This is a genomic window from Streptomyces solicavernae (assembly GCF_029968095.1).
Lineage (GTDB): Bacteria > Actinomycetota > Actinomycetes > Streptomycetales > Streptomycetaceae > Streptomyces > Streptomyces solicavernae.
The window spans coordinates 189,606-213,595 of the sequence record NZ_JASCIR010000004.1 but is presented as its reverse complement, the minus strand read 5'-3'; the positions used below and the strand labels follow the sequence as shown (position 1 = coordinate 213,595).

The 23,990-nt window shown below is 70.7% G+C and carries 25 protein-coding genes; 12 read left to right on the top strand and 13 right to left on the bottom strand.

Going from position 1 to position 23,990, the window contains the following annotated elements; genetic code table 11:
• Window positions 1-138: 138 nt before the first annotated feature.
• Together QIS99_RS07635 and QIS99_RS07630 are read right to left on the bottom strand one after the other, a co-directional pair.
• Window positions 139-471, bottom strand: coding sequence for a thioredoxin family protein (locus tag QIS99_RS07635; RefSeq protein ID WP_282511971.1), 333 nt, complete (start codon window positions 469-471; stop codon window positions 139-141).
• Window positions 472-521: 50 nt separating this feature from the next.
• Entirely contained in the window at window positions 522-959 is a 438-nt protein-coding gene (locus QIS99_RS07630) for a MerR family transcriptional regulator (protein WP_282511759.1), read from the bottom strand.
• Window positions 960-1,112: 153 nt separating this feature from the next.
• Here QIS99_RS07630 and QIS99_RS07625 point away from each other — a divergent pair, with 153 nt between their 5' ends.
• Window positions 1,113-2,003: a hypothetical protein gene (locus QIS99_RS07625; RefSeq protein WP_282511757.1), complete on the top strand. Its 891-nt coding sequence runs from the start codon at window positions 1,113-1,115 to the stop codon at window positions 2,001-2,003.
• 69 nt (window positions 2,004-2,072) lie between these two features.
• On the opposite strand, the gene QIS99_RS07620 is transcribed toward QIS99_RS07625, so the two are convergent.
• The 3 genes from QIS99_RS07620 to QIS99_RS07610 are packed head-to-tail and all read right to left on the bottom strand — an operon-like array spanning window position 2,073 to window position 3,309.
• On the bottom strand, window positions 2,073-2,273 hold the full coding sequence (locus QIS99_RS07620; RefSeq protein ID WP_282511755.1) for a DUF397 domain-containing protein: 201 nt from the start codon (window positions 2,271-2,273) through the stop codon (window positions 2,073-2,075).
• Entirely contained in the window at window positions 2,273-2,482 is a 210-nt protein-coding gene (locus QIS99_RS07615; RefSeq protein ID WP_282511753.1) for a DUF397 domain-containing protein, read from the bottom strand. The genes QIS99_RS07620 and QIS99_RS07615 overlap by 1 nt, the downstream gene beginning before the upstream one ends.
• On the bottom strand, window positions 2,479-3,309 hold the full coding sequence (locus tag QIS99_RS07610; protein ID WP_282511751.1) for a helix-turn-helix domain-containing protein: 831 nt from the start codon (window positions 3,307-3,309) through the stop codon (window positions 2,479-2,481). The genes QIS99_RS07615 and QIS99_RS07610 overlap by 4 nt, the downstream gene beginning before the upstream one ends.
• 103 nt (window positions 3,310-3,412) lie before the next feature.
• Between QIS99_RS07610 and QIS99_RS07605 the strand changes: the two genes are divergently transcribed.
• On the top strand, window positions 3,413-3,652 hold the full coding sequence (locus tag QIS99_RS07605; RefSeq protein WP_282511749.1) for a hypothetical protein: 240 nt from the start codon (window positions 3,413-3,415) through the stop codon (window positions 3,650-3,652).
• Window positions 3,649-3,921 carry a hypothetical protein gene (locus tag QIS99_RS07600; protein WP_349017281.1) on the top strand — a complete coding sequence of 91 codons (273 nt, stop codon included), beginning with the start codon at window positions 3,649-3,651 and terminating at the stop codon, window positions 3,919-3,921. Before QIS99_RS07605 ends, QIS99_RS07600 begins: the two co-directional genes overlap by 4 nt.
• Here QIS99_RS07600 and QIS99_RS07595 read toward each other — a convergent pair.
• From QIS99_RS07595 to QIS99_RS07570, 6 genes are all read right to left on the bottom strand, one after another.
• Window positions 3,866-4,489: a hypothetical protein gene (locus QIS99_RS07595; protein WP_282511747.1), complete on the bottom strand. Its 624-nt coding sequence runs from the start codon at window positions 4,487-4,489 to the stop codon at window positions 3,866-3,868. The genes QIS99_RS07600 and QIS99_RS07595 overlap by 56 nt on opposite strands.
• Before the next feature lie 23 nt (window positions 4,490-4,512).
• A complete protein-coding gene (locus QIS99_RS07590; RefSeq protein WP_282511745.1) occupies window positions 4,513-5,328 on the bottom strand; it encodes a hypothetical protein in 816 nt (271 codons plus the stop codon).
• Complete coding sequence (locus QIS99_RS07585; protein ID WP_282511743.1) at window positions 5,325-6,626, bottom strand: hypothetical protein; 1,302 nt, start codon at window positions 6,624-6,626, stop codon at window positions 5,325-5,327. Before QIS99_RS07585 ends, QIS99_RS07590 begins: the two co-directional genes overlap by 4 nt.
• 5 nt (window positions 6,627-6,631) lie before the next feature.
• The gene (locus tag QIS99_RS07580; protein WP_282511741.1) at window positions 6,632-6,937 is read right to left on the bottom strand and encodes a hypothetical protein; all 306 of its coding nucleotides are present in this window, start codon (window positions 6,935-6,937) and stop codon (window positions 6,632-6,634) included.
• A gap of 316 nt (window positions 6,938-7,253) precedes the next feature.
• Window positions 7,254-8,717: a choice-of-anchor P family protein gene (locus tag QIS99_RS07575; RefSeq protein WP_282511739.1), complete on the bottom strand. Its 1,464-nt coding sequence runs from the start codon at window positions 8,715-8,717 to the stop codon at window positions 7,254-7,256.
• An 81-nt stretch (window positions 8,718-8,798) separates the two neighbouring features.
• A complete protein-coding gene (locus QIS99_RS07570; RefSeq protein ID WP_282511737.1) occupies window positions 8,799-9,923 on the bottom strand; it encodes an ArsR/SmtB family transcription factor in 1,125 nt (374 codons plus the stop codon).
• 285 nt (window positions 9,924-10,208) lie between these two features.
• On the opposite strand from QIS99_RS07570, the gene QIS99_RS07565 reads away from it, so the two are divergent.
• Together QIS99_RS07565 and QIS99_RS07560 are read left to right on the top strand one after the other, a co-directional pair.
• Entirely contained in the window at window positions 10,209-10,766 is a 558-nt protein-coding gene (locus QIS99_RS07565; protein WP_282511735.1) for a hypothetical protein, read from the top strand.
• Window positions 10,767-10,862: 96 nt separating this feature from the next.
• Window positions 10,863-11,630: a bestrophin-like domain gene (locus tag QIS99_RS07560; RefSeq protein ID WP_282511733.1), complete on the top strand. Its 768-nt coding sequence runs from the start codon at window positions 10,863-10,865 to the stop codon at window positions 11,628-11,630.
• 105 nt (window positions 11,631-11,735) lie between these two features.
• Here the strand turns inward: QIS99_RS07560 and QIS99_RS07555 are convergent, their stop codons facing one another.
• A complete protein-coding gene (locus tag QIS99_RS07555) occupies window positions 11,736-13,136 on the bottom strand; it encodes a cation:dicarboxylate symporter family transporter (RefSeq protein WP_408909498.1) in 1,401 nt (466 codons plus the stop codon).
• Window positions 13,137-13,348: 212 nt separating this feature from the next.
• On the opposite strand from QIS99_RS07555, the gene QIS99_RS07550 reads away from it, so the two are divergent.
• The 4 genes from QIS99_RS07550 (at window position 13,349) to QIS99_RS07535 (ending at window position 17,846) form a co-directional block, all read left to right on the top strand.
• Entirely contained in the window at window positions 13,349-14,599 is a 1,251-nt protein-coding gene (locus tag QIS99_RS07550; RefSeq protein ID WP_282511729.1) for an RNA-guided endonuclease InsQ/TnpB family protein, read from the top strand.
• Window positions 14,600-14,631: 32 nt separating this feature from the next.
• Window positions 14,632-16,203, top strand: a complete 1,572-nt coding sequence (locus QIS99_RS07545) for an ATP-binding protein (RefSeq protein WP_282511727.1) — start codon at window positions 14,632-14,634, stop codon at window positions 16,201-16,203.
• Between the two features lie 11 nt (window positions 16,204-16,214).
• Complete coding sequence (locus tag QIS99_RS07540; protein WP_282511726.1) at window positions 16,215-16,913, top strand: response regulator; 699 nt, start codon at window positions 16,215-16,217, stop codon at window positions 16,911-16,913.
• Window positions 16,914-17,144: 231 nt separating this feature from the next.
• A complete protein-coding gene (locus QIS99_RS07535) occupies window positions 17,145-17,846 on the top strand; it encodes a helix-turn-helix domain-containing protein (protein ID WP_282511725.1) in 702 nt (233 codons plus the stop codon).
• A 30-nt stretch (window positions 17,847-17,876) separates the two neighbouring features.
• Here the strand turns inward: QIS99_RS07535 and QIS99_RS07530 are convergent, their stop codons facing one another.
• The gene (locus QIS99_RS07530; RefSeq protein ID WP_282511723.1) at window positions 17,877-18,902 is read right to left on the bottom strand and encodes a 6-phosphofructokinase; all 1,026 of its coding nucleotides are present in this window, start codon (window positions 18,900-18,902) and stop codon (window positions 17,877-17,879) included.
• Window positions 18,903-19,124: 222 nt separating this feature from the next.
• Between QIS99_RS07530 and pta the strand changes: the two genes are divergently transcribed.
• From pta to pyk, 3 genes are all read left to right on the top strand, one after another.
• On the top strand, window positions 19,125-21,200 hold the full coding sequence (pta, locus tag QIS99_RS07525) for a phosphate acetyltransferase (protein ID WP_282511721.1): 2,076 nt from the start codon (window positions 19,125-19,127) through the stop codon (window positions 21,198-21,200).
• Window positions 21,201-21,221: 21 nt separating this feature from the next.
• Window positions 21,222-22,448: an acetate kinase gene (locus tag QIS99_RS07520; RefSeq protein WP_282511719.1), complete on the top strand. Its 1,227-nt coding sequence runs from the start codon at window positions 21,222-21,224 to the stop codon at window positions 22,446-22,448.
• Between the two features lie 74 nt (window positions 22,449-22,522).
• A complete protein-coding gene (gene pyk, locus QIS99_RS07515) occupies window positions 22,523-23,950 on the top strand; it encodes a pyruvate kinase (RefSeq protein WP_282511717.1) in 1,428 nt (475 codons plus the stop codon).
• Window positions 23,951-23,990: the final 40 nt, after the last annotated feature.

Here is a 23,990-nt window from a genome sequence, read left to right as displayed (position 1 = left end):
GACAATTCCACTCCTCATGGGCTACGGTGTCTTTAGTTGGCCACCCCGAGAAGGAAATTTCCTTCGAGTCGGTGGCCTTTTCTGTGCGCACGCAGAAACACCCAATATAGCCCGAGGAATACGCCGCCCGCCAATTCCCTACGGGTTCAGCACATCCGCCAGCTCCTGCACAAGCCGCCGCTTCGGCCGCGCCCCCACCATCGACCGCACCGGCTCCCCGCCCCGGAACACCATCAGCGTCGGCGTCCCCAGCACCCCGTACGCGACCGTCGTCCCCGGATTGCGGTCCACGTCCAGCTGCACGACCTTCAGCCGCTCCCCCTCCTCCCGGGCCAGCTCCCGCAGCACCGGCCCGAGCTGCCGGCACGGGCCGCACCACTCGGCCGTGAACTGCACCAGCACCGCCCGGTCCGCGACACCCAGCACCTCCGCCGCGAAGTCCTCATCGGTCACGTCGACGAGCTCAGTCATCTCAGTCACCTCAGTCACCTCAGCCACCTCAGCCACCTCAGCCACCTCAGTCATCTCTCCGCACCCTCCGTCGTCGTCAGCTCACACCGCGGCGCCGGCCCACCCGGGGCCTCCGCCTCGGCCGCGAGCACCGCACGGGCCCGCTCGGCCCGCTCCAACTGCGCCCCGACCTGGGCGCGCACCGAGGTCAACTCCCCGATCAGCGCGTCGAGTTCGGTGAGCTTGCGGCGGTACACGGCGAGCGAGTCCGGACACGAGTCGCCCTGCGGATGCCCGGCCCGCAGACACTCCACGAACGGCCTGGTCTCCTCCAGGCCGAACCCGAAGTCCTGCAAGGTCCGGATCTGCCGCAGCAACCGCAGGTCACCCTCGTCGTACGTCCGATGCCCCTTGCCGTCCCGCCGCGCGGGCAGCAGCCCGCGCGACTCGTAGTACCGAAGCGTCCGCGTACTGGTACCGGCCCGCTCCGCGAGTTCACCGATGCGCATGCGTACGACGCTAACCCTTGACCCTGACGTCAAGGCCAGCCCTTGGATCTCCGCTCCCGGGAACCACTCGTGCGTTCACGCATGTCGATGCCATCGGGCGACATTTGTACGACGGATACGACGCTTACGACGCTTACGAGTGAGGAACGCTTGATGCCGACGCCGACGCCGGAGCCGACGCCGGAGCCGACGCCCAAGTTGGCGCTGCCGCGCGGCAAGCAGGGCCGGTGGCTCGCGGCCGGTGCCGCTCTCGTGGTGCTCGGGGGTGGCGGGTTCCTGGCGTACGAGGTGCTGTTCGCTGATGACACAGTGTGCTGTGCCCTTCCCCCGCCCCTCCACAACGTGCCGCGCGGCCCCGACGGGGAGATCGACATCGCCTCGCAGTCCCTGCGGCCCGAAGTGCTGGTCGGCCACGACTTCTCGATCCACGTACGGCCGGGCGGCGACGCCGACGACTGGCGGCTCGCCGAGTCCGGGGAGGCGGAGGGGGTCGTACACGCGCGGGGGGTCAAGGACGTGGACGGCACGCGGTACTTCAGGTTCCGCGCACTGAAGACGGGGACGGCGCGGATCGTCCTGGAGGAGGTCGACGGGAAGCGGACGATGACGTACCCGGTCGAGGTCAAGGAGGGCACGCAGGTGAGCGGTGTCCTCGACGACCCCGAGGACCGGTACGGCCGCCCCGGCGAGGACGTCCCACCGGACAACGTCCGCACGCTCGAAAGGGACTTCGACGGCGACGTCACCGTGCGCCCCGGCGAGACCTTCCGGATCGCCAACCACTACGACAACCAGCCGGGCTACACGTGGCAGATCGTGGGCCCACCCGACGAGTCGGTCCTGGCGGACTACCTGTCCGGCGTGCACACCACCGGCGACGCGGCGACCGTACGCCAGGACTGGTACAAGTTCACCGCCTCCGGCAAGGGCACGACCGAGGTGAAGCTGTTCGGCTGCTACCGGTGCACGGACGGCATCAAGGCCGAGACGGCCGAGAGCGAAAAGTTCTCCGTCACCAAGACCCTGACTGTGACGGTGCGTTGAACGGCAGTCCGGGAGGAAGCCGTGCCCCGCGCCCAACCCGGGTACGAGGCACGGCCGTTGGCCGGACGATCAGCCGACGCCCAGCTGCCCGCGCTTGACACCGGCCACGAAGGAGGCGAACGCGTCCGCGGGAACGTTCAGGACAGGGCCGGCGGAGGTCTTGGAGTCCCGGACGGGGACGGTGCCGTGGGTGCCGGCGAGGTTGATGGCGACCTCCACGCAGTCGCCGCCGTTGTTGCTGTACGAGGACTTGAAGAACTGCGGTTCCATCAGGCGGTGCCCCACCCTCCGCCTTTGACGCCCTCGATGAAGGAGGAGAACGCGTCCGCGGGAACGTTCAGGATGGGGCCAACCGGGTTCTTGGAGTCGCGGACGGGGACGGTGCCGTGGGTATTGGCGAGGTTCACGGCTACCTCGACGCAAGCTCCGCCGTTCTCGCTGTACGAGGACTTGAACCAGCGGGGGGATTCGGTCGTCACGGGGTGCCCTTTCGTAACCGGTTGATCATGGCCACGGACTCCGCCTGGGAGAGCGATTCGGCCTGGAGTTGATGGTATGCCGTCAACAAGGGCACCACAGAGGCTGTTTCTTGTTCGAGTTGGCCTCGGTGCGCGGACTCTGCGTAGGAGATCAGGGAGCGATTCGACATCGTCAGGACGTAGAGCGGCAGACTGAGCGGACGGCGGTCCCCCAGGTCGAACGGGGCCACCTGGAGCAAGGTGTTCGGTTGCGCAGCGAATTTGGTCAGGCTCGCCAACTGTTCATCCATGACCGCGGGTCCCCCGACGGGTCGCCGCAAGCAGCTTTCGTCCAGTACGACGAAGACGAGCGGGAGCGGGTCCCGGTCCAGCGCCGCCTGACGCGTCGCGGGAAGGGAGTTGCGCTCCTCCCCTTGCTCAGGCGTGATCGCGCCGCGTTCGACGGAGCGTGCCGTCAGCGCCGACGCGTACCCGGGCGTCTGGAGGATGCCTGGGATGACACCGACCTCGTACAGCCGGATCTCCGCAGCGCGCGCTTCATGCGTGACGTACTCAGGGAACCCCTCCAGCAGCGACGTATGCCGTGCGGCGCGGCACTGGCGGACGAGCCTGTCCCCGGTGCCGAACGCTCTGTCGGCACCTTGCGCAAAGCGGCGAGTTGGGGGTCGACGACCAGTTTCGATCGCGGAAATGTGCGTACCCGAGCAACCGATCCGCTCCGCCAGCTCGTCCTGCGTCCAGCCCCGCTCGTCGCGTAACTCACGCAGACGCTGGCCGAATGCGGCACTCGGCGATTTCTCGGGGTCGAGCTCCTTGCGGTTCACCATCTGGGCACCCAACTCTCCGCACAAATAACGCAAGTTGAAGACGCTTCGACCCTAGGCCAACCTGAAGCTCCTGGTAGCCACTCCGCTACAGAGAGGAGCAATTATGTGCGCAGACCACATGCCCGCCCCCGCCCCAGCCATCGGCACCCTCGTACGGGACGTAAGGCGCGACCGGCTCGGTGAGTTCCGGGGCGAGTGCTGCGGGCGCTGGTTTCTCCGGCCCGAACGGGGCGGGAGGGAGTGGGAGGCCGCTCCCGAGGACGTACAACTCGCCGACCCCGCACAGCGCCTGCGCGCCGGCACCGCGCGGGCGAACGCGCGCAGCAGGGGGGAGGTCCTGTGAACCGTCGAAGCGCAGCTCAGGATGTGACCGTCGAGGACGCCGAGGCGGCCCGCCGCGCGCTGGCCGAAGCGCTCACGGAAGCGGGGATCACGCTGCCCTCCCTGCGGGTCGACCCCCTCGCGTACGTGGGCGAGCCCGCCGTCCCCCTCGTGGAGTTGGGCCGCTGCAACATCCCCACCGCGCGAGCGCTCACCGCCGCACTGCGCAGGGGCGTCAGTCCGCGACCCGCGCCCCGATCGCCCGGGCCCGCTGCCGCGCCTCGGGGCTGAGGCCCTTGCGGCGGGGGGAGGTGCGGCGGTTGTACGCGGTGGGCTGGGAGACGTAGCTCAGGGAGCGCGGGCCGGGTTCGGCGATCACGCATGCGAACCGGGGGTCGCCCGCGTACACGATCTCGTCGACGCCCTTGCGGGCGATGCGGTCCCAGGGGCGGAGGAAGAGGCCGGACAGCTTCGGGGACACGGACTTCTCCGGCTTGTCCGGGTCGGGCAGGCGGAACTGGGCCTTGCGCCCGCGCGGGTCGTACTGGACGCCGCCCGGCTGCCGCCGCCAGGGGTAGGTCTTCAGGATGCGGCGCATCCGCCGGAACTTGCCCAGCCTGTCGCCGGACATCACGGCGTTGTACGCGATCACGCACAGCACCAGGGCCGCCGGAATGGCCGCCCACTCCGGCAGCACGCCCACCGTCACGTACAGCACGCCCACCCACAGCGCCCACCAGCCGACGAACTTGGCCGTCTGGCCGGCCACGGAGCGGGACCAGGCTGCGGGAGTGCCCGGGTCGTCCCAGGCCACCGGCCCGGCGAACGGTCCTTCGAGCCCGCCCTGCTTCGCGTACACGCTCACTCCTCAGTCGTCCCGGGTCAGCCGAAGTCGGCCGTGATGCCGTCCTTGATGGTGCCGGACTCCCCGTCGTTCCGGTCGGCTTGCACGGCCCGCTCGATCTCCGGCAGCGGATCCTGGAAGGACACGGTGTGCGCCACGCCCTTCAAGAGGTCGCGGTAGTGCCCGCGGGAGCCGACGGCCGTGGTGCTCAGCGACAGCACCGCCAGCTGATACCCGGAGGGCGCGGGGATGTACACGTCGCACTGGTAGAGGTCCTGCGCGGGCATCCCAGCGACCGCGGGCGCGGTGACGAGGGTGTCGCAGAACGATCCGGGCCGCCCGCCGGGAAGCCGGAGCAGTTCCACGTCCGTGACGTTCTCCCGCGCGGACGCCGCGCGCACCGCCATGGCTTTCGGGGGCGCCCACTCGACGTCCTTCAGGGCGGCCGTGACCACGGACATCGCCGACGAGCCGTCGTCGGCGAAGTGCATCCCGAGCGAGCAGCCGATGACGCCCTCGGCGCGCATCTGCGTGACGAAGAACCGCATGTCCCGCAGCGCGCCCGCGTACACAGCGCGCTGCTCCTCGGGTACGCAGCTCAGGATGAGCGCCATGACGCTGGTGAAGTGGTCCTCGTACTCGGTGCCCGGGGCCGGGTCGAGCGCGGCGAGGGGGACGTCGAGATAGCCGTCGGGCAGCGCGTACCACAGCTTGGCGGTCGTGTCCCGGGCCGAGTCGTCGATCACGAGGCGCAGCGAGGGGTCGGCCGCGCCGCCCTCGGTACCCGCACCCCCATGGCCTTCCGTCACCTGGTTGTCCGTCACCTGGTTGTCCGTCGCCTGGTTGTCCGTCATCGCAGCACCGCCCGCAGCGTCGCCTGGATCGGGGCGATAGCGCCGGGTCCGTCGAAGATCCCCGCGCGGCCGCCGTCGATGCCCGTGGCCGTGTCCCCGCCCGGCTTCAGCGCGTCGATCTGGTCGGCGGCGAGGCCGAAGCCTGCGGTGCCGACACCGGCGATGGGTGACGCGAGGGCCAGGCCCTTGGTGAGGCCCTCGCCGCCGCCGACGCCGCGGACGATCAGGTTCCCGATCGGACCGGCGTCGGTCATGCTGGGCATCAGCCGCCCGGCGGCCGTGACCGTGTCGTCGGCGAACCGGCCCAGGAACTGCCCGGCGCTGACGGCTTCGTTCGCGAAGCGGGTCGACTGGATCGCGCCGTTGAGGCCCCGGGTCGCGGCGCCCACGCCGGGCACGGCCCCGAGGGCGTCACCGGCGAGGCCGATGGAGTTCGCCCAGAAGTCCGAGTCGAACTCCCCCTTGGTGAAACCGTCGGCGAGTGAGGCCCGTACCTTCGGGTCGGCGAGCCGGGATCCCATGGTGGCCAGGCTGAGCGCGCCCGCGGCGAGCAGCATGGCGATCCCGAACGGCCCCGTGCACAGCAACGCGAGCAGCCCCGCCACCGCCGCAAGGACGCTGAGGATGTTCGTCAGGTTGTCGCCGATCCAGCTGAGTGCCTTGCTCAGCCAGCCGGGCTCCTCGGGCGCCAGGTCCTTGGTGGAGTCCTTGAGCTTCCGCGCCAGGTCCCGCGCGTCCGACTCGTGCGTACTCTCCAGTTCCCGCGCCTTGCGCAGCACGTCGTCCAATGCGCCCTGCGCGTTGTTGACGGCGGTGACCGCTTCGTTGAGGCGGGTGGTGGCCGCGTTGAGGCGGGCCTGGGCGGCCTCCAGCTCCGGGCCCTCGGTGAACGTCTGGTCCTTGAGCTTCAGGTCCGGGTTCTGCTTGGCCGACTCGTGCTGGGAGTTGGCCGCCTTCAGGTCGCCCTTGTGGTCGGCCGCTTCGGCGTCGTACTTCTTGGCCAGCTCCTTGCGGCTGGTCAGGCCGCCGTGCCAGGAGCCGAGGTGGCCGGCGGCGAGGCTCAGCGACTTGTGGGCGTCCTTCATGTACTTCGGCAGGTCGCCGTCGAGGGCCTCCCGGAAGCCCACGGCGGCGTCGCCTTCCCAGAAGCTGGACTCGCCGAGGAGTTTGTCGATCTTCTGGTACGCGGTCTGCAGCGCGGTCGCCGATTTCGTGAGCTGCGTACGGAGCTTCTCGACTTCGCCCGCCTCACCGGGAACGGGATTCCAGCCGAGGTGTACGTAGGGGTTCTGGGCCATCGTGCTCACTTCCCCGCAGCCGCGGCGCGCTTGAAGCTCTCCTCCAGGGAGGTCTCAATCTCGCGGTAGTTGTCCGTGTTCTGCTGCAGGCCCTCGGTGACTTTGCCGATACGCTCTTTGATCTGCTCGTTCCCGTACTTCCAGCGCTCCTGGAAGTCGTCGCACGCCTCGTCCAGCTCCGCTGTGCCGACCTGGTCGGACCGGACGTGCTGGAGGGCCTGGCGGACCTGTTCGAGGGAGTCATGTGCCTCGGTGAGGTCCTTGTTGAACGCAGCCAATTGATCAATATCGGTCTTGAAATGATCTCCCACGTGGGCCCTCCCGTTTCCGCGCACCAGAATTCACATCGGCCGACGAATGCGTCCGATCATGCCATGGCCCGAATGGCACGTCACATCACCGTCCACGATTTCCGGGGCCGCCGGATGGATATCGAGCGTCAACCGACAACTCACCAGACATCAGCTGAATTCCGGAATTGACGTAATTAGCGTTATTGGCGTGATTGATACAATTGGCATTATTGGCGCTATTGCCCGATATGCGCGCTAACGCCCCTTCGCCCCGCCGAGCAGATTCCGCTCGGCGGGGCGAAGTTGCGAAGTGCCTGCAGCTGCGGCGCAGCGGCTACGCGCAGTCGTGCGCGCTGGATGTGCTGGAGCCGATCACCACATCCGCGCCCGCGAGGGTCGTCAGGTGCACGGCGTTGACCGTGAGGCCCTTGTCGGCGCCGTCCACCGGGATCTGCTCGTTGACCACGAGCTTGCCCGCGAGTCCGAGGTCGACCTCGAAGCCCGGCGTGTCCGGTATCTCGACCGGGGTACCGGCGACCGTCAGTTCCAGCTCGACGCTGCCGGTCGACGCCTCACAGCTGCTGGTCGACTTCGAGGTGAGCCCGGAGACGCCCACGACCGGGAGGCCGGGCAGGCCGATGCTCACGTCGGCGACGGTCGCGGTCGACGTGACCGCGCTCGGGCCGACCTTCGCGGCGACCTCGGCGCAGAGCGCGTCGGCGTTCAGGACCACCGCGTTGACGCCCTCGGCGCACTCGGGGCCCAGGCTCTCCGCCTCGGCCGTGCGGAGGGTGCCGGTGTCCGGGGTCGGGTCGATGCTCAGCGGGAGCAGCGGGAGCGGAACCTCGGCGGCGAGACCGTACGAACGGCCCTCCATGTGCTGGAGTTTGAGGTCCGCCTCGGCCTTGGACTTCACGTACGCGTCGTCGCCCGCGAAGGTGGCGGTGAGCGGCACCGTGCCGTCGTCCGTCAGCTTCTGGTCCGCGACCTCGACCGTGCAGCTCGCCGTGCCGTCGGCGTCCGTCTCTCCGTCACAGGTCTGCACGGCGCCGCCGCCGTCCTCGGAGCCGAGCTCGAAGGAGACCTCGCGGCCCTCCACGGGCTCGTCCGAGTCCTTGGTCCTCAGCTCGGCGGAGAGGGTGGCCTCGGAGCCGTTGGCGATGCTCTTGTCGCCGGTGTAGGCGAGGGTGGTGTCCTCGGGCTCGGGCTCGGGCTCGGGCTCGCCGCCGTCGCCGTCGCAGTTGGTGCTCTTGAGGTTCTCACCGTTCTCCGGGGTGAGCCGGTACTCCTTGCCCTGGATCACGGGGTAGACGAGCTCGGCGGGGCCCTGGTTCCCCTCTGTGGGGTAGCCGTTGCCGTCGAAGTCGTACATCTGCTGGTAGTGGAGGTGGACGACCCCGGTTCCCACATTGCTTGCGGCGCCGATCCGGTCCCCCTGCCCGACCTCGGTTCCCTCCGGCACCCGGTCCTTCATGTGCAGGTACTGGGTGAACCAGCCGTTGCCGTGGTCGATGTGCACACCGCCCGGTTCGACGTGCGACACCGTGCCGCCTGCCGAGGCCACGATAGCGGCCCCTTCGGTCTCGCCCTCCGTCCACTGCATGTCGATGCGCTTCTGCTCCTGACTGCCGTCGTCAGGGCCGTGCCCTCCGTACGTGAACATCGCCCACGTCTGGTCGCAGGAGAACGGCGCCTTGAAGTCCGGGCGGTCCGGTGGATCCTCCGCCGCGGCCGTCGGCATGCTGAGCAAGCCCGCCGCCAGGATGCCGCCGAGCACGGTGGCTATGCGTCTCTTCACTGCTTTCCCTCCCCGTTCACGGTCGCCACTTGGTGTGGCCATGACTATGGGAGAGGGGACCCACCGGCCCCGGCCAGGGGATTACGCCCTGGCGCAAACGGACCCTTCGCCTCCGGCACCGCCGCCCCCGCCACCGCCAACCCCGGCACCGCCGCCCCCGCCACCGCCACCGCCAACCCCGGAGCCACCGACCCCCGCCCCGGCCAGCTCCGCCCCCAGCGGGGTCGCCACATGCAGCACCTCGCCGCCCAGCCGCGTGCTGGTGACCAGGCCCGCGTCCCGCAGCGCCGTCGCGTGCCTGCTGGCGCTTGCCGCCGACACCCCGATGCGCAGGGCGAGTTCACTGGTCGAGCAGGGGTGGGTCAGCGCCCGGATCGCCAGCGCCCGCGTGCGCCCGAGCACCGGGGCCAGGCCGTCGACCGCCGCGCACGCCCGGCCCCGGGTACCCGCCCCGGCCCCGGCCCCGGGCGCTCCCGGCCGCTCCCCCTCCCGGGCCGGATAGACGAGCACCGGCGGCAGCTCCGGGTCGATCAGCGTGACCGGGGCCACGCAGAAGAAGGACGGAACGAGCGTGATGCCCCGCCCGCCGAGACGCAGGTCCCGGTCGACCGGATAGTCGGCACTGAGTACGGGCCAGGCCCACCGCATCGTCGGCGACAGCGTGCCGAGCAACCGCCCGACCCCGCCGTCCAGGACGCGCCGCCCGCACGCCGCACGCTCCGCGAACAGCGTCTCGTCCAGCCCGGCCAGGCAGGGGTGGACCAGCTCACGGTGGTACACGGCGAGCGCCCGCGCCAGCTCGCGCCTCCCCTCCCGGTCGCCGTCGGCCAACTGACGTACCCACAGCGGACGTTCACGGGTACGGAACACCGCAGCGAGGTCGGCGGCGAGCGCCCGGCGCCGAGTGCTCCGGATCAGCTCCAAGCCGTCCTCCAAGGGTGGCTGGCCCGGTGGAGTGAGGAAGTCCGGAAAGCTGCCGCGCGGCGGTACGAGCGCGGTGAGCCGGTTCAGCACGCCCCGCAGGTCCGGCCGCCCGCGCCCGCGCAGCCGGTCCCGTACGTGGCCGACCCAGGGTCGGCAGCGGGCGGCCGGTCTGGACGCCTGGAGCTGATGGAGACTGAGCGTCAGCTCCCACATGACGTCCGGGCGCGCGGCCACCGTCGTACGCGCAAGGTCCTCCGCCGTGAAGTGAATACGCAGTGCCATGCCGTCCCCCGATCGTGGTCACCACGCGAGCGAAGCCATCACCGTAAGTGATGCCGATAAATGAACGATTGACACGAACAGGCCCCGAATCGGGCGCGCAACGGGGCCGGTTGACCTGTTCTCCTCCCACGCATCCCGCCTTCTCGTCCCACGCATCCCGCCTTCTCGCCCCACCCGCCCCACCCGCCTCAATTCCGTCCACCCCGTGCACGCCCCCGTACCCCCTATGGGCTAAACGATCTCCGTGGGTACATGGCGGGACCACCGGCTGCACAGTCTGCTCATGTGACCGTCATGACCGTCCGGCGCGTGGCCGCCGCCGCTCTGTTGCCCGTGTTCCTGCTGGCCGTCCCCGGGGGCGCGTCTGCCGCCGATCGTCGGCCCCGTGCGGACAGTTGCGCGTACGCGGGTGTCGACCTGCCGCTCGAAGAGCTCGGTGAGGTGGCGCGGAAGCAGGGCGTCGGCGAGGCCGTACGGAGGGCCTGTCGTCGTACGACGCCGCCTCCCGCGCCCCCGAAGCCCCGGCCGAAGCCGCCGCCGAAGCCGAAGCCCGGGCCGCCCCGAGTCGTGCCCGAGCCCCCGCCGCCCAGCACTCCGGCGCCCCCTCCCCCTCCGCCCGAGTCGCCGAAGCCCTCGAAGACTCCGCGCCCGACTCCCTCGGCCTCGCCCTCCTTCTTCCCGCCCCCGCCGCGCGCCCGGCCGCAGCGCGCCGACGCGCAGGGCGGTTCGCCCGTCACCCGGACCCTGCTGCTGGTCGCGCCCGCGGTGATCGCCGCGGCGTTCGGGGCCGCCAACGCGGGCGGCGGCGCCATCGGCCGTGCGGGCGGCGGCGGTTCCTCCTGAAACCGTGAACGCCGCGACCGCCGTGAGCGCCGTGAACGCCGTGAACGACCGGGGCCACCTGCCCCACCCCGAACTCTTCCCCTGAAGGGAACTCAGTTGAGCAACTGGCTCGCGCTCGCCCTCGCCATGGCGGCCGCCTGCGCCGCCGTCGTATTCACCGCGTTCCTGCGCGACCGCCGCGTCGCCGAGGACGAGGACCCGGACGACACCCCGGACGTCATCGAGTACATGACGATGATGATCGGCGTGGTCTACGCGATCGTCCTCGGCCTCGCCATCGCCGGCGTCTGGGAGGGCAAGGCCGCCGCCGAGGACACCGCGCGCGCCGAGGCCTTCGCGCTGCACGAGATCCGCGAGCGCGCCACCGACTACCCGGCCCCGACCGCCGAACGCATCCGCTCGGGCATCGACGCGTACATCGAGCACTCCCTCAAGAAGGAGTGGCCCGCCTTCGCCGACTCGGGCGAGCTCACCGACCGCGGCGACCGGCTCCTGAGAGACGTACGCAGAGCCGTACTCGACCACAAGCCCCGCACCGACAGCGAGAGCCGCGCCTCCTACGCCCTCGCCGACCAGATCACCGCGGCCGTGGAGGCACGCAACACCCGGGCCCTGGACTCCGGTTCCACGCTCGGCGGGACGGTGTGGTTCGGGCTCATCATCGGCGGGCTCGTCAGCGTCGGCATGCTCTTCGCGCTGCAGCTGCGGCGCTCCACCCGCGAGCTGATCCTGGCCGGGCTGTTCACGGCGCTGATCTCGTTCCTGCTGTTCCTGGTCTGGCAGTTCGACGACCCGGCGGCACGGGACGCGGCGGGCCTGATGGAACCGTTCGCGTCACTGTTCCCGGGGGCGACGGGGAGCTGAGCCCGGCGGCACACAGCCGCAGAGAATCCGGGTACGACGACGGCGGGCCGCCCCACGCCAGGGGCGGCCCGCCGTACCGTCGGCCGATGCTCAGACCTTGGATGCTCAGACCTTGAGGGACTTCTTCTCCCCCGGCCCCTCCGCCTGCTCCGGCAGCTCCACGTCGGAGGCGTCGGACGCGTCGGACGCGTCCGTCGCCGGCGCGTGGTCGTCGACCAGGGTGCGCTCGTCGAACGGGATCTGTCCGGCGAGGACCTGCGCGGCGCGCTCCTTGTCGATCTCCTTGGTCCAGGTGCCGACCAGGACCGTGGCGACCGCGTTGCCCGCGAAGTTGGTGAGGGCGCGGGCCTCGCTCATGAAGCGGTCGATGCCGACGATCAGGCCGACGCCGTCGACCAGTTCGGGGCGGTGCGACTGCAGGCCGCCCGCGAGCGTGGCCAGACCGGCGCCGGTGACGCCCGCAGCACCCTTGGACGCAATGATCATGAAGACAAGGAGCGAGATCTGCTCGCCGAGCGACAGCGGGTTGCCCATCGCCTCGGCGACGAACAGCGAGGCCATCGTGAGGTAGATCGCGGTGCCGTCGAGGTTGAAGGAGTACCCGGTCGGCACGGTGATGCCGGTGACCGGCTTGCTGACACCCAGGTGCTCCATCTTCGCGATGAGCCGCGGCAGCGCCGACTCCGAGGACGAGGTGGAGACGATCAGCAGGAACTCGCGGCCCAAGTACTTCAGGAGCTTGAAGATGTTGATGCCCGTGAAGAGCTTCAGCAGCGTGCCGAGTACGACGAAGATGAACAGGGCGCAGGTGACGTAGAAGCCGATCATGATGACGGCGAGGGACTTCAGGGCGTCCAGGCCGGTCTCGCCGACGACCGCGGCGATCGCGCCGAACGCACCCACCGGGGCGACCCACATGATCATGCCGAGGACGCGGAAGACGAGGCGCTGGATGTGCCCGATGCCGCGGATGATCGGCTCGCCGGAGGAGCCCATGGCCTGCAGGGCGAAGCCGCAGAGCAGGGCGACGAGGAGGGTCTGGAGGACCGACTCGCCGGTGAACGCGGAGACGATCGTCGTCGGGATGATGCCGAGCAGGAAGTCCGTGGTGGACTCCGAGCCGCCCTCGGCCTGCGCCTCGCCCGCGCCGCGTACGGCCTCGGTGAGCTGCAGTCCGTGGCCGGGCTCCAGGATGTTGCCGACGACCAGGCCGATGGCGAGGGCGACGGTCGACATCACCATGAAGTAACCGAGCGCGAGCCCGCCGACGGCGCCGACCTTGGCGGCCTTCCGTACGGAGCCCACGCCGAGGACGATGGTGCAGAAGATGATCGGCGAGATCATCATCTTGATCAGGTTCACGAAGCCGCTGCCGAGCGGCTTCAGCTCCACCGCGACACCGGGCGCGGCGAAACCGACGGCAATGCCGAGCAGCACCGCGCCGATGACGGCGATATAGAGAAAGTGGGTTCTGTCCCGCTTGGCGGCCACGGTGCCTCCTCGCACATACGGCTCTGTCTGGCGACCCTGTCGACACCCGGGGGGCTTCACGCCGGCTTCCGGAAACGCGGCTCACGTCACGACAGCGGTCCCGGAGAATATCCATCACGGCGTGACCGGGGTCATCCTTGTGTTCATTGAGTTCGATTCCCGAGGTTCGGATGCCCACCTTCTGCGTTTCCGCCCCGAATTCCGACGCTGTCACTACGTTGTGATCTGTGCGGACACAACAGGTGAAGCGCGCCTTCAGGTATCGCTTCCATCCGACCGAGGAGCAGGCGGCGGAGCTGTCACGCACGTTCGGCTGCGTGCGCCGCGTCTACAACATGGCGCTGCAGACGCGGCGCGAGGCCTGGGCCGTGCGCGGGGAGCGCGTGACCTGTCAGGAGACGTCGGCTCTGCTCACCGCCTGGAAGAAGACGGAGGAGTACGCCTACCTCCGCGCGGTGTCTTCGGTGCCGCTGCAGCAGAGTCTGCGGCACCTCCAGGCCGCGTTCTCGGCGTTCTTCTCCGGGCACAGCCGCCATCCACGGTTCAAGTCGAGGAAGCGGTCCAAGAGGTCGGCGGAGTACACGGCTTCGGGCTTCCGCTACTGCGACGGGCGCCTCCGGCTCGCGAAGATGTCCGAGCCCCTGGACATCGTCTGGTCGCGCCCCCTGCCGCCCGGCGTGTCCCCGACGACGGTGACCGTCACACAGGACCGCTCTGGCCGGTGGTTCGTGTCGCTCCTCATGACCGATGAGGTGGCGGCGCTGCCCCCGGTGGCGTCGGCGGTCGGCGTGGACGCCGGAATCCACTCACTGGTGGCCCTCTCCAGTGGCGAGAAGGTCCCCAATCCCCGGTTCGGGAAGAACGCGCAGGCCAGGCTCGCGAGGGCGCAGCGGTCGGTGTCCCGCAAACAGCCCGGTTCCAGGAACCACGACAAGGCCCGCGCCAAGGCCGCCCGGATACACGCCAGGATCGCCGACCGTCGCAACGACTTTCTGCACAAGCTGTCCACGCGTCTCGTTCGTGAGAACCAAACGATCGTGATCGAGGACCTTGCCGTCCGGAACATGCTGAGGAACCCCCGGCTCGCGGGGGCGATCTCCGATGCCTCGTGGGGGCGGCTGCGGTTCATGCTGACGTACAAATCCCACTGGTACGGGCGCGAACTGATCGTGATCGACCGGTTCTGCCCCACCAGCAAGACCTGCTCGCACTGCGGCCACCTGGTCGCGGACCTGCCGCTGCGCATCCGGAACTGGGTGTGTCCCGCCTGCGGGGCTCATCACGACCGGGACGTGAACGCGGCACGGACCACACTGGCCGCCGGGCTGGCGGTGTCTGCCTGTGGAGCGGACGTAGGACCCGAGCGGAGGCTCTCCGGGCGGGCGGTCGGCGTCGAAGCAGGAAAGCCCGGAAGGAGCGCCGGTCGTCGGCGCGGAGTCCGGGCGTCTCCTCCCGCTGGGACGAGCGATGCCAATTAGTTCGTGCTTGTACGACCAGGCACCATGGCGGTATGCCCCGTGTCCCCCGCCCCCGCAGTCTCGCCGCGCAGCTGTTCGCCATGCAGGTCGTGCTCGTGGCGCTGGTCGTGGCCGGGTGTGCGGTGTTCGCGTACGTCACCGCGCACCGGCAGGCCGAGGGCGCGGCGCAGCGGCAGGCGGAGGGGACGGCGCGGGCCGTCGCCGAGTCGCCGTCGGTGCGGGAGGCGGTGCGGGGGCCGGATCCGAGCCGGACGTTGCAGCCGTACGCGGAGAAGGTGCAGCGGGCGACCGACGTGGACTTTGTGACGATCATGGACACGGACGGGATCCGCTGGACGCACCCCAACCCGGTCAACATCGGGGAGGAGTTCCTCGGGCACATCAAGCCCGCCCTTGCGGGCCGTACGTTCCACGAGACGTACACCGGGACGCTCGGTCCTTCCGTGCGGGTGGTGACGCCGATCGAGGACCGTGGGCGGATCGTCGGCCTGGTCAGTGCGGGGATCACCATCGAGGAGATCACCGAGCAGGTACGGGAGCAGCTGACCGCGCTGATCGGCGTCGCCGCGGCGGCGCTGGCGCTCGGCGGGCTCGGTACGTACGTGGTGAACGCCCGCCTGCGCCGGCACACGCACGGCATGAACGCGGCCGAGCTGTCGCAGATGCACGGGTACCACCAGGCGGCGCTGCACGCGGTGCGCGAGGGGCTGCTCATGCTCGACGGGCAGCGGCGGATCGCGCTGATCAACGACGGGGCGCGGGAGCTGCTCGGCCTCGGGGACGGCGCGGTCGGCCGGGGCATCGCCGAGCTGGGGCTGCCCGCGCCGCTGACGGGCGCCCTGCTCGCCACCGAGCCGCGGGTCGACGAGGTGCATCTGACCGGTGACCGGGTGGTCGTGCTCAACACCTCGCCGGTGTCGGGGGGCGAGCGGCGCGGCACCGTCGTCACGCTCCGCGACCACACGGAGCTGCAGGCGCTGACCGGCGAGCTGAACCACGAGCGGGGCTTCACGCAGGCGCTGCGCTCGCAGGCGCACGAGGCGGCGAACCGGCTGCACACCGTGGTCTCGCTGATCGAGATGGGCCGCGCGGACGAGGCCGTGGAGTTCGCGACGGCGGAGCTGGAGCTGGCGCAGGCGCTGACCGACCAGGTGGTGACGTCGGTGGGTGAGCCGGTGCTCGCGGCGCTGCTGCTCGGCAAGGCGGCGCAGGCCAACGAGCACGGCGTCGAGCTGGTGGTGTCCGCGGACAGCCGGATGGACGACGGGCTGCTCCCGGACTCGCTGCCGCCGCGTGACCTGGTCACGGTCCTGGGCAATCTGATCGACAACGCGGTGGACGCGGCGACCGGGACGCGGGGCGGCCGGGTTACGGTGACCGCGCGCGCCGCCGACGCGGAGCTGCTGCTCCGGGTCGGCGACAACGGTCCCGGCATCCCCGCGGGCGCGGACGTGTTCCGGCGCGGCTGGTCCGGCAAGGGTCCGGGGCGCGGCATCGGGCTCGCCCTGGTCCGGCAGGCGGTGCACCGGCACTGCGGCTCGGTCGAGGTGACGGAGTCCGCGGAGGGCGGCGCGGAGTTCACGGTCCGTTTGCCGCTGCAATGAGAGGTGCCCGTATGACGCGACCAGCGAGACAGGGTGCCGAGATCCGGGTTCTGGTGGTCGAGGACGACCCGGTCGCGGCCGACGCGCATGTCCAGTACGTGGACCGGGTGCCCGGATTCCGTACGGTCGGCAAGGCCCACTCGGGCGCGGAGGCCCGCCGGGTTCTGGACCGTACCGAGGTCGACCTGCTGCTTCTCGACCTGTACCTGCCGGACGGGCACGGCCTGCAGCTGGCGCGCTCGCTGCGGGCGGCCGGGCATCAGGCCGACGTGATCGCGGTGACGTCGGCGCGGGACCTGACGGTCGTGCGCGAGGGCGTCTCGCTCGGTGTGGTGCAGTACGTCCTGAAGCCGTTCACGTTCGCGACGCTGCGGGACCGGCTCGTGCGGTACGCGGAGTTCCGGGGCGCGGCCGGGGAGGCGGACAGCCAGGACGAGGTGGACCGGGCGCTGGCGACGCTGCGCTCGCCGGGTCCGGCCGCGCTGCCGAAGGGGCTGAGCGCGCCGACCCTGGAGCGGGTCACGCAGACGCTGCGGGCGGCCGCGCCCGAGGGCCTGACGGCGACGGCCGCGGCGGCGGAGGCGGGCCTGTCCCGGATCACCGCCCGCCGCTATCTGGAGCACCTGGTGTCGACGGGCCGGGCGGCGCGCAGCCCGCAGTACGGCCAGGTCGGCCGCCCTGAGCTGCACTACCGGTGGCTGAGCGGCTGACGTCCGCCTCCCGCGCGCCCCCGCGCACTCCCGTCCCGCGCGCCCCCGCGCACTCCCGTCCCGCGCACTCCCGTCCCGCGCACTCCCGTCCCGCGCACTCCCGTCCCGCGCACGGGCATTGACCCACGCCTCGGCACCGCATCCTTGGATGTTCCTACGAGGAATGCGCGCCCCGTAATCCTGGGCGAACGCACCGTAGGCGACTGTCGAGTAGCGCCCTAGCGTGACCGCGTGTACCAGAGCCAGGCTGCAGGCGCCACGCCGCCCTTCAACAACCTTGCGGCCCGGCGGCTGCGTGAGGCGCTCGGGATGGCGCACGGCCATGTCGCGTACAGCCTGCGGGCCAGTTACGGACTGTCGTACGTCACCCCGGAGACCGTCGCCGACTGGGAGCGCGGCCGGACCCGGCCCAGCTCGGCCGAACTGACCGCGCTCGCCGGGGCGTTGTGGTGTGCGCCGGGTGAACTCCTGGGCGCGGCGACGACGTTGCGGGAGCACCGGATCACCCGCGGTCTCGCCTCGCAGGACGTGGCCCGGGAGGTGGGCGTCGAGCACGGCGCGTATCTGGCGATGGAGGAGAGCGGGCGGTGGCGGGGCAACGAGCGGCAGTCGGCGGCGCTCGCCGAGGTGCTCGGTCTCGGCCTGCGGGACTTCATCACGGTCACGGGCCGCGAGGAGACCCTGGCCGACCTGCTGCGCAGCGCGGCCACGGCGCGCTGGGAGGGCTATGTCCGCCCGGTGACCAAGCTGGTGCCGCTGCCGAAGGCGACGGTGGAGGCGGTCCTCGACGGGCTGCACGGCGAGTACCACGCGCGGATGGTGGCCACGCTGAGCTGGGGCGGCATGGAGGCGGGGGACGGCGCATCGGGGCCGGCGTTCCTGGAGCGGATCGTCGAGGAGTTCTGGTCCTCGGTCCGCGACCGCGAGGGCTGACGGCCTCGTCGTACGGGAGACCAGCCGCGGTCAGAAGACCGACTCCGCCTCGTCCATCCGTGCCGCCGGCACCGTCTTCAGCTCGGTGACGGCCTCCGCGAGCGGCACCATCCGGACGTCCGTGCCGCGCAGCGCCGTCATGTGCCCGAACTCCCCGCGGTGCGCGGCCTCGACGGCATGCCAGCCGAAGCGCGTGGCGAGGACCCGGTCGTACGCGGTGGGCGTGCCGCCGCGCTGGACGTGGCCGAGGATGACCGGCTTGGCCTCCTTGCCGAGGCGCCGCTCCAGCTCGTGCGCGAGGGCGGTGCCGATGCCCCGGAAGCGCTCGTGGCCGAACGGGTCGATGGCGCCCTTGCCGTAGTCCATGGTGCCGTCGGCGGGGTGGGCGCCCTCGGCGACGCAGACGACGGCGAACTTCTTGCCGCGGGCGAAGCGCTCCTCGACCATCTTGACGAGATCGGCGGGGTCGAACGGGCGCTCCGGGAGGCAGATGCCGTGCGCGCCCGCCGCCATGCCGGACTCCAGGGCGATCCACCCGGCATGCCGGCCCATCACCTCGACGACCATCACCCGCTGGTGGGACTCGGCGGTGGTCTTGAGGCGGTCCATGGCCTCGGTGGCGACGCCGACGGCGGTGTCGAAGCCGAAGGTGCGGTCGGTGGAGGAGATGTCGTTGTCGATGGTCTTCGGCACGCCGACCACCGGAACGCCCGCGTCCGAGAGCATGCGGGCGGCGGTCAGGGTGCCCTCGCCGCCGATCGGGATGAGCGCGTCGAAGCCGCTCTTCTCGATGAGCTCCTTGGCGTTGTCGCAGGCCGCGCGGAAGCGGTCGCGCTCCAGGCGGGAGGAGCCGAGGATGGTGCCGCCGCGGGCCAGGATGCCGCTGACCGCGTTCAGGTCGAGGGCCTGGTAGCGGCCGTCGAGGAGGCCCGCGTACCCGTCCTCGAAGCCGATGACCTCGTCGCCGTGGTTGGTGACGGCGCGGTGCACGACCGACCGGATCACTGCGTTCAGGCCGGGGCAGTCGCCGCCTGCGGTGAGAACTCCGATACGCATCGTGCTGCTTCTCCTGCTCCGTAGTCGTACACCTGAGCCGGTTTTCGATTGTTCCACGCGCTTCGGGGGCACGCTTGCGGCGGGCGCTTTATCCACCCGCAAGGGTATTGTCAAGAGGGCATTCCCGCCCCATCGAGTATTTTTGTAGAGCCTTGAGCGAGCGACGCAGCACTGCCCCGAGCGGGCGACGAACTTGAGCGAGCGACGAAAGGGAGAGCACGCGTGACGCGCAGCGTGTACGTGACCGGGATCGACCGGGGCGACGGCCGCCAGGTCGTGGAGCTGGGAGTCATGGAGCTCCTGACCCGTCAGGTGGACCGGGTGGGGGTGTTCCGTCCGCTCGTGCACGACGGGCCCGACCGGCTCTTCGACCTGCTGCGGGCCCGCTACCGGCTGAGCCAGGACCCGGCGTCCGGCTACGGCATGGACTACCACGAGGCGTCCGCGCTGCAGGCCGAGCGCGGCACCGCCGAGCTGGTCTCCCGCCTGGTCGACCGCTTCCACGCGGTGGCACGGGAGTACGAGGTGGTGCTCGTCCTCGGCACCGACTTCGCCGACACCCAGCTGCCGGACGAGCTGTCCCTGAACGCCCGCCTCGCCAACGAGTTCGGCGCCTGGGTGCTGCCCGTGGTCGGCGGCCGGAAGCAGACCGCCGAGTCGGTGCGCGCGGAGGCCCGCAACGCCTACCGCGCGTATGAGGTGCTGGGCTGCGAGGTCCTGGCGATGGCGGTCAACCGGGTCGCCCCCGACGACCGGGACGCGATAGCGGAGGGCCTGGCGTCCCAGCTTCCGGTGCCCTGCTACGTCCTGCCGGACGCGCCCGCCCTGTCCGCCCCGACCGTCGCGCAGATCACCCACGCCCTCGGCGGCACGGTCCTGCTCGGCGACGATTCGGGCCTGGCCCGGGACGCCCTCGACTTCGTCTTCGGCGGCGCGATGCTGCCGAACTTCCTCGGCGCGCTGACGCCGGGCTGCCTGGTCGTGACCCCCGGGGACCGGGCCGACCTGGTGGTAGGGGCGCTGGCCGCACACAGTGCCGGTACGCCGCCCATCGCGGGCGTCCTGCTCACCCTGAACGAGCGGCCCAGCGAGGAGATCCTGCGGCTCGCCTCCCGGCTGGCGCCGGGCACGCCGGTGGTCTCGGTGGCCGGCAACTCCTTCCCGACGGCGGGCGAACTCTTCGCCCTGGAAGGCAAGTTGAACGCCGCGACTCCTCGTAAGGCGGAGACCGCGCTCGGTCTCTTCGAGCGGTACGTCGACACCTCGGGGCTGCTCGGCCGCCTTGAGGTGTCCCGCAGCGGCCGGGTCACGCCGATGATGTTCGAGCACAAGCTGATCGAGCAGGCCCGCGCGGACCGCCGCCGCGTAGTCCTCCCGGAGGGCACCGAGGAGCGTGTCCTGCGCGCGGCGGACGTCCTGCTCCGCCGCGGGGTGTGCGACCTGACGCTGCTCGGCGACACCGAGGCGATCCGCAAGAAGGCCGCGGACCTCGGCATCGACCTGGCCGACGCGCAGCTCATCGACCCGCAGACCTCCGAGCTGCGCGAGAAGTTCGCCGAGCAGTACGCGGCGCTCCGCGCCCACAAGGGCGTCACCGTGGAGCTGGCGCACGACGTGGTCGCCGACGTGAACTACTTCGGCACGCTGATGGTGCAGGACGGCCTCGCGGACGGCATGGTCTCCGGCTCGGTGCACTCGACGGCGGCGACGATCCGCCCGGCCTTCGAGATCATCAAGACCCGGCCGGACGCGAAGATCGTCTCCTCGGTCTTCTTCATGTGCCTGGCCGACCAGGTCCTCGTCTACGGCGACTGCGCGGTCAACCCGGACCCGAACGCCGAGCAGCTGGCCGACATCGCCGTCCAGTCGGCCACCACGGCCCGGCAGTTCGACGTGGACCCGAAGGTCGCGATGCTCTCGTACTCGACGGGCACCTCCGGTTCGGGCGCCGACGTGGACAAGGTGCGCGCGGCGACCGAGCTGGTCCGCGGGCAGCGCCCGGAGCTGAAGATCGAGGGCCCGATCCAGTACGACGCGGCGGTGGAGCCCTCCGTGGCGCGCACCAAGCTGCCCGGGTCCGAGGTCGCGGGGCAGGCCACCGTGCTGATCTTCCCGGACCTCAACACCGGCAACAACACGTACAAGGCCGTGCAGCGCTCGGCCGGCGCGATCGCCGTCGGACCGGTCCTGCAGGGCCTGCGCAAGCCGGTCAACGACCTGTCCCGCGGCGCGCTCGTCGGGGACATCGTGAACACCGTCGCCATCACGGCGATCCAGGCCCAGACGCCCGCCCACTGACCCCCGATCGAAAGCAGCACCGTGACCGCGACCCGCATCCTTGTCCTCAACTCCGGCTCCTCGTCGGTGAAGTACCAGCTCCTCGACATGCGCGACGACGCCCGCCTCGCCGTGGGCCTGGTGGAGCGCATCGGCGAGGAGACCTCCCGGCTCAAGCACACCCCGCTCACCGAGGGCGGCCGGGCGCGGGAGCAGAACCGGGCGATCGCCGACCACGACGAGGCGCTGAAGGCGGTCGCCGAGGAGCTGGCCCGCGACGGGCTCGGCCTGGACTCCCCCGAACTGGCCGCGATCGGGCACCGGGTGGTGCACGGCGGCCAGCTGTTCACGCAGCCGACGGTGATCGACGGCGCGGTCCTGGGGGAGGTGGAACGGCTGATCCCGGTGGCGCCGCTGCACAACCCGGCCAACCTGACGGGCATCCGTACGGCGATGTCGCTGCGCCCGGACCTGCCGCAGGTGGCGGTCTTCGACACGGCGTTCCACACGACGATGCCGGAGTCGGCGGCGCGCTACGCGATCGACGTGGCGACCGCCGACGAGCACCGCATCCGGCGGTACGGCTTCCACGGCACCTCGCACGCGTACGTCTCCCGCAGGACCGCCGAACTCCTCGGCAGGCGCCCCGAGGAGGTCAACGTGATCGTGCTGCACCTGGGCAACGGGGCCTCGGCGTCGGCGGTGCGCGGCGGGGTGTGCGTGGACACCTCGATGGGGCTCACGCCGCTTGAGGGCCTGGTGATGGGGACGCGTTCGGGGGATGTCGACCCGGCCGTCATCTTCCATCTGATGCGCGTCGGCAAGATGTCGGCGGACGAGATCGACGTGCTGCTCAACAAGAAGAGCGGCCTGACCGGCCTGTGCGGCGACAACGACATGCGGGAGATCCGGCGGCGGATCGACGAGGGCGACGAGGCGGCGCGGCTCGCCTTCGAGATCTACGTCCACCGGCTGAAGAAGTACATCGGCGCGTACTACGCGGTGCTCGGCCGGGTGGACGCGGTCGCGTTCACGGCCGGGGTCGGTGAGAACGCGGCGCCGGTGCGCGAGGCTGCGGTCGCGGGCCTTCAGGAGCTGGGCCTCGCGGTCGACGGCGAGCTGAACGCGGTGCGCTCGGACGAGCCGCGGATCGTCTCACCCGAGCACGCCCGGGTCGCCGTCGCCGTGGTGCCCACCGACGAGGAGCTGGAGATCGCCCGGCAGACCTACGCACTTGTGGCGAACCGGGCAGGAGAACACCACGACTGAGCGCACCCCCGCCCATTTGTAGTTTCCGCCAGATGGAATATTCCTTAGCGAAACAAACCGATAGGATCCGCCTCATGCGCCGTTCCAAAATCGTCTGCACTCTGGGCCCCGCCGTCGACTCGTACGAGCAGCTGAAAGCGCTCATCGAGGCCGGGATGAACGTGGCCCGCTTCAACTTCAGCCACGGCACCCACGCGGAGCACCAGGAGCGTTACGACCGGGTGCGTGAGGCCGCCAAGGACACGGGCCGAGCCGTCGGCGTCCTCGCCGACCTGCAGGGCCCGAAGATCCGTCTGGAGACCTTCGCCGAGGGCCCCGTAGAGCTGGTGCGCGGTGACGAGTTCACCATCACCACCGAGGACGTCCCGGGCGACAAGTCCCTCTGCGGTACGACCTACAAGGGCCTCCCCGGCGATGTCGCCAAGGGGGACCAGGTCCTGATCAACGACGGCAACGTCGAACTCAAGGTGACCGACGTCGACGGCCCCCGGGTCCGCACGATCGTCATCGAGGGCGGTGTCATCTCCGACCACAAGGGCATCAACCTGCCCGGGGCGGCCGTGAACGTCCCCGCCCTGTCCGAGAAGGACGTCGAGGACCTGCGCTTCGCGCTGCGGATGGGCTGCGACATGGTCGCCCTGTCCTTCGTGCGCGACGCGAACGACGTCAAGGACGTCCACAAGGTGATGGACGAGGAGGGCCGCCGCGTCCCCGTCATCGCCAAGGTGGAGAAGCCGCAGGCGGTCGCCAACATGGCGGACGTCGTCGCCGCCTTCGACGCGGTCATGGTGGCCCGCGGCGACCTGGCCGTCGAGTACCCGCTCGAAAAGGTCCCGATGGTGCAGAAGCGGCTCGTGGAGATGTGCCGCCGCAACGCCAAGCCGGTGATCGTCGCGACCCAGATGATGGAGTCGATGATCACCAACTCCCGCCCCACGCGCGCCGAGGCCTCCGACGTGGCCAACGCGATCCTGGACGGCGCGGACGCGGTGATGCTGTCGGCCGAGTCGAGCGTGGGCGCGTACCCGATCGAGACGGTCCGGACGATGTCGAAGATCGTCGCCGCGGCCGAGGAGGAGCTGCTGTCCAAGGGCCTGCAGCCGCTCGTACCGGGCAAGAAGCCGCGTACGCAGGGTGGTTCGGTGGCCCGTGCCGCCTGCGAGATCGCCGACTTCCTGGACGCCAAGTCGCTGGTCGCCTTCACCAAGTCCGGCGACACCGCGCGCCGCCTGTCCCGCTACCGCGCCGCGCAGCCGATCCTCGCCTTCACCAGCGAGCAGTCCACCTGCAACCAGCTCGCGTTGAGCTGGGGCGTGGAGTCCCGCCTGGTCCCGCACGTCGACAACACCGACGCGATGGTCGACCTGGTCGACGCCGAGCTGCTGAAGCTGAAGCGCTTCAACGCCGGCGACACCATGATCATCACCGCCGGCTCGCCCCCCGGCGTCCCCGGCACCACCAACATGGTCCGGGTCCACCACCTGGGCGGCGAGAACGCCTGACGCCGCCGTCAACCACGCACTGAGGGCGCCCCCTTCCTTC

What these genes read in the sequence shown, in the direction of transcription:
- QIS99_RS07635 (WP_282511971.1), bottom strand. Translation starts at nt 471, where the DNA reads ATGACTGAGCTCGTCGACGTGACCGATGAGGACTTCGCGGCGGAGGTG.
- QIS99_RS07630 (WP_282511759.1), bottom strand. Translation starts at nt 959, where the DNA reads ATGCGCATCGGTGAACTCGCGGAGCGGGCCGGTACCAGTACGCGGACG.
- QIS99_RS07625 (WP_282511757.1), top strand. Translation starts at nt 1,113, where the DNA reads ATGCCGACGCCGACGCCGGAGCCGACGCCGGAGCCGACGCCCAAGTTG.
- QIS99_RS07620 (WP_282511755.1), bottom strand. Translation starts at nt 2,273, where the DNA reads ATGGAACCGCAGTTCTTCAAGTCCTCGTACAGCAACAACGGCGGCGAC.
- QIS99_RS07610 (WP_282511751.1), bottom strand. Translation starts at nt 3,309, where the DNA reads ATGGTGAACCGCAAGGAGCTCGACCCCGAGAAATCGCCGAGTGCCGCA.
- QIS99_RS07605 (WP_282511749.1), top strand. Translation starts at nt 3,413, where the DNA reads ATGTGCGCAGACCACATGCCCGCCCCCGCCCCAGCCATCGGCACCCTC.
- QIS99_RS07590 (WP_282511745.1), bottom strand. Translation starts at nt 5,328, where the DNA reads ATGACGGACAACCAGGCGACGGACAACCAGGTGACGGACAACCAGGTG.
- QIS99_RS07585 (WP_282511743.1), bottom strand. Translation starts at nt 6,626, where the DNA reads ATGGCCCAGAACCCCTACGTACACCTCGGCTGGAATCCCGTTCCCGGT.
- QIS99_RS07570 (WP_282511737.1), bottom strand. Translation starts at nt 9,923, where the DNA reads ATGGCACTGCGTATTCACTTCACGGCGGAGGACCTTGCGCGTACGACG.
- QIS99_RS07545 (WP_282511727.1), top strand. Translation starts at nt 14,632, where the DNA reads ATGCCCCGTGTCCCCCGCCCCCGCAGTCTCGCCGCGCAGCTGTTCGCC.
- QIS99_RS07540 (WP_282511726.1), top strand. Translation starts at nt 16,215, where the DNA reads ATGACGCGACCAGCGAGACAGGGTGCCGAGATCCGGGTTCTGGTGGTC.
- QIS99_RS07530 (WP_282511723.1), bottom strand. Translation starts at nt 18,902, where the DNA reads ATGCGTATCGGAGTTCTCACCGCAGGCGGCGACTGCCCCGGCCTGAAC.
- pyk (WP_282511717.1), top strand. Translation starts at nt 22,523, where the DNA reads ATGCGCCGTTCCAAAATCGTCTGCACTCTGGGCCCCGCCGTCGACTCG.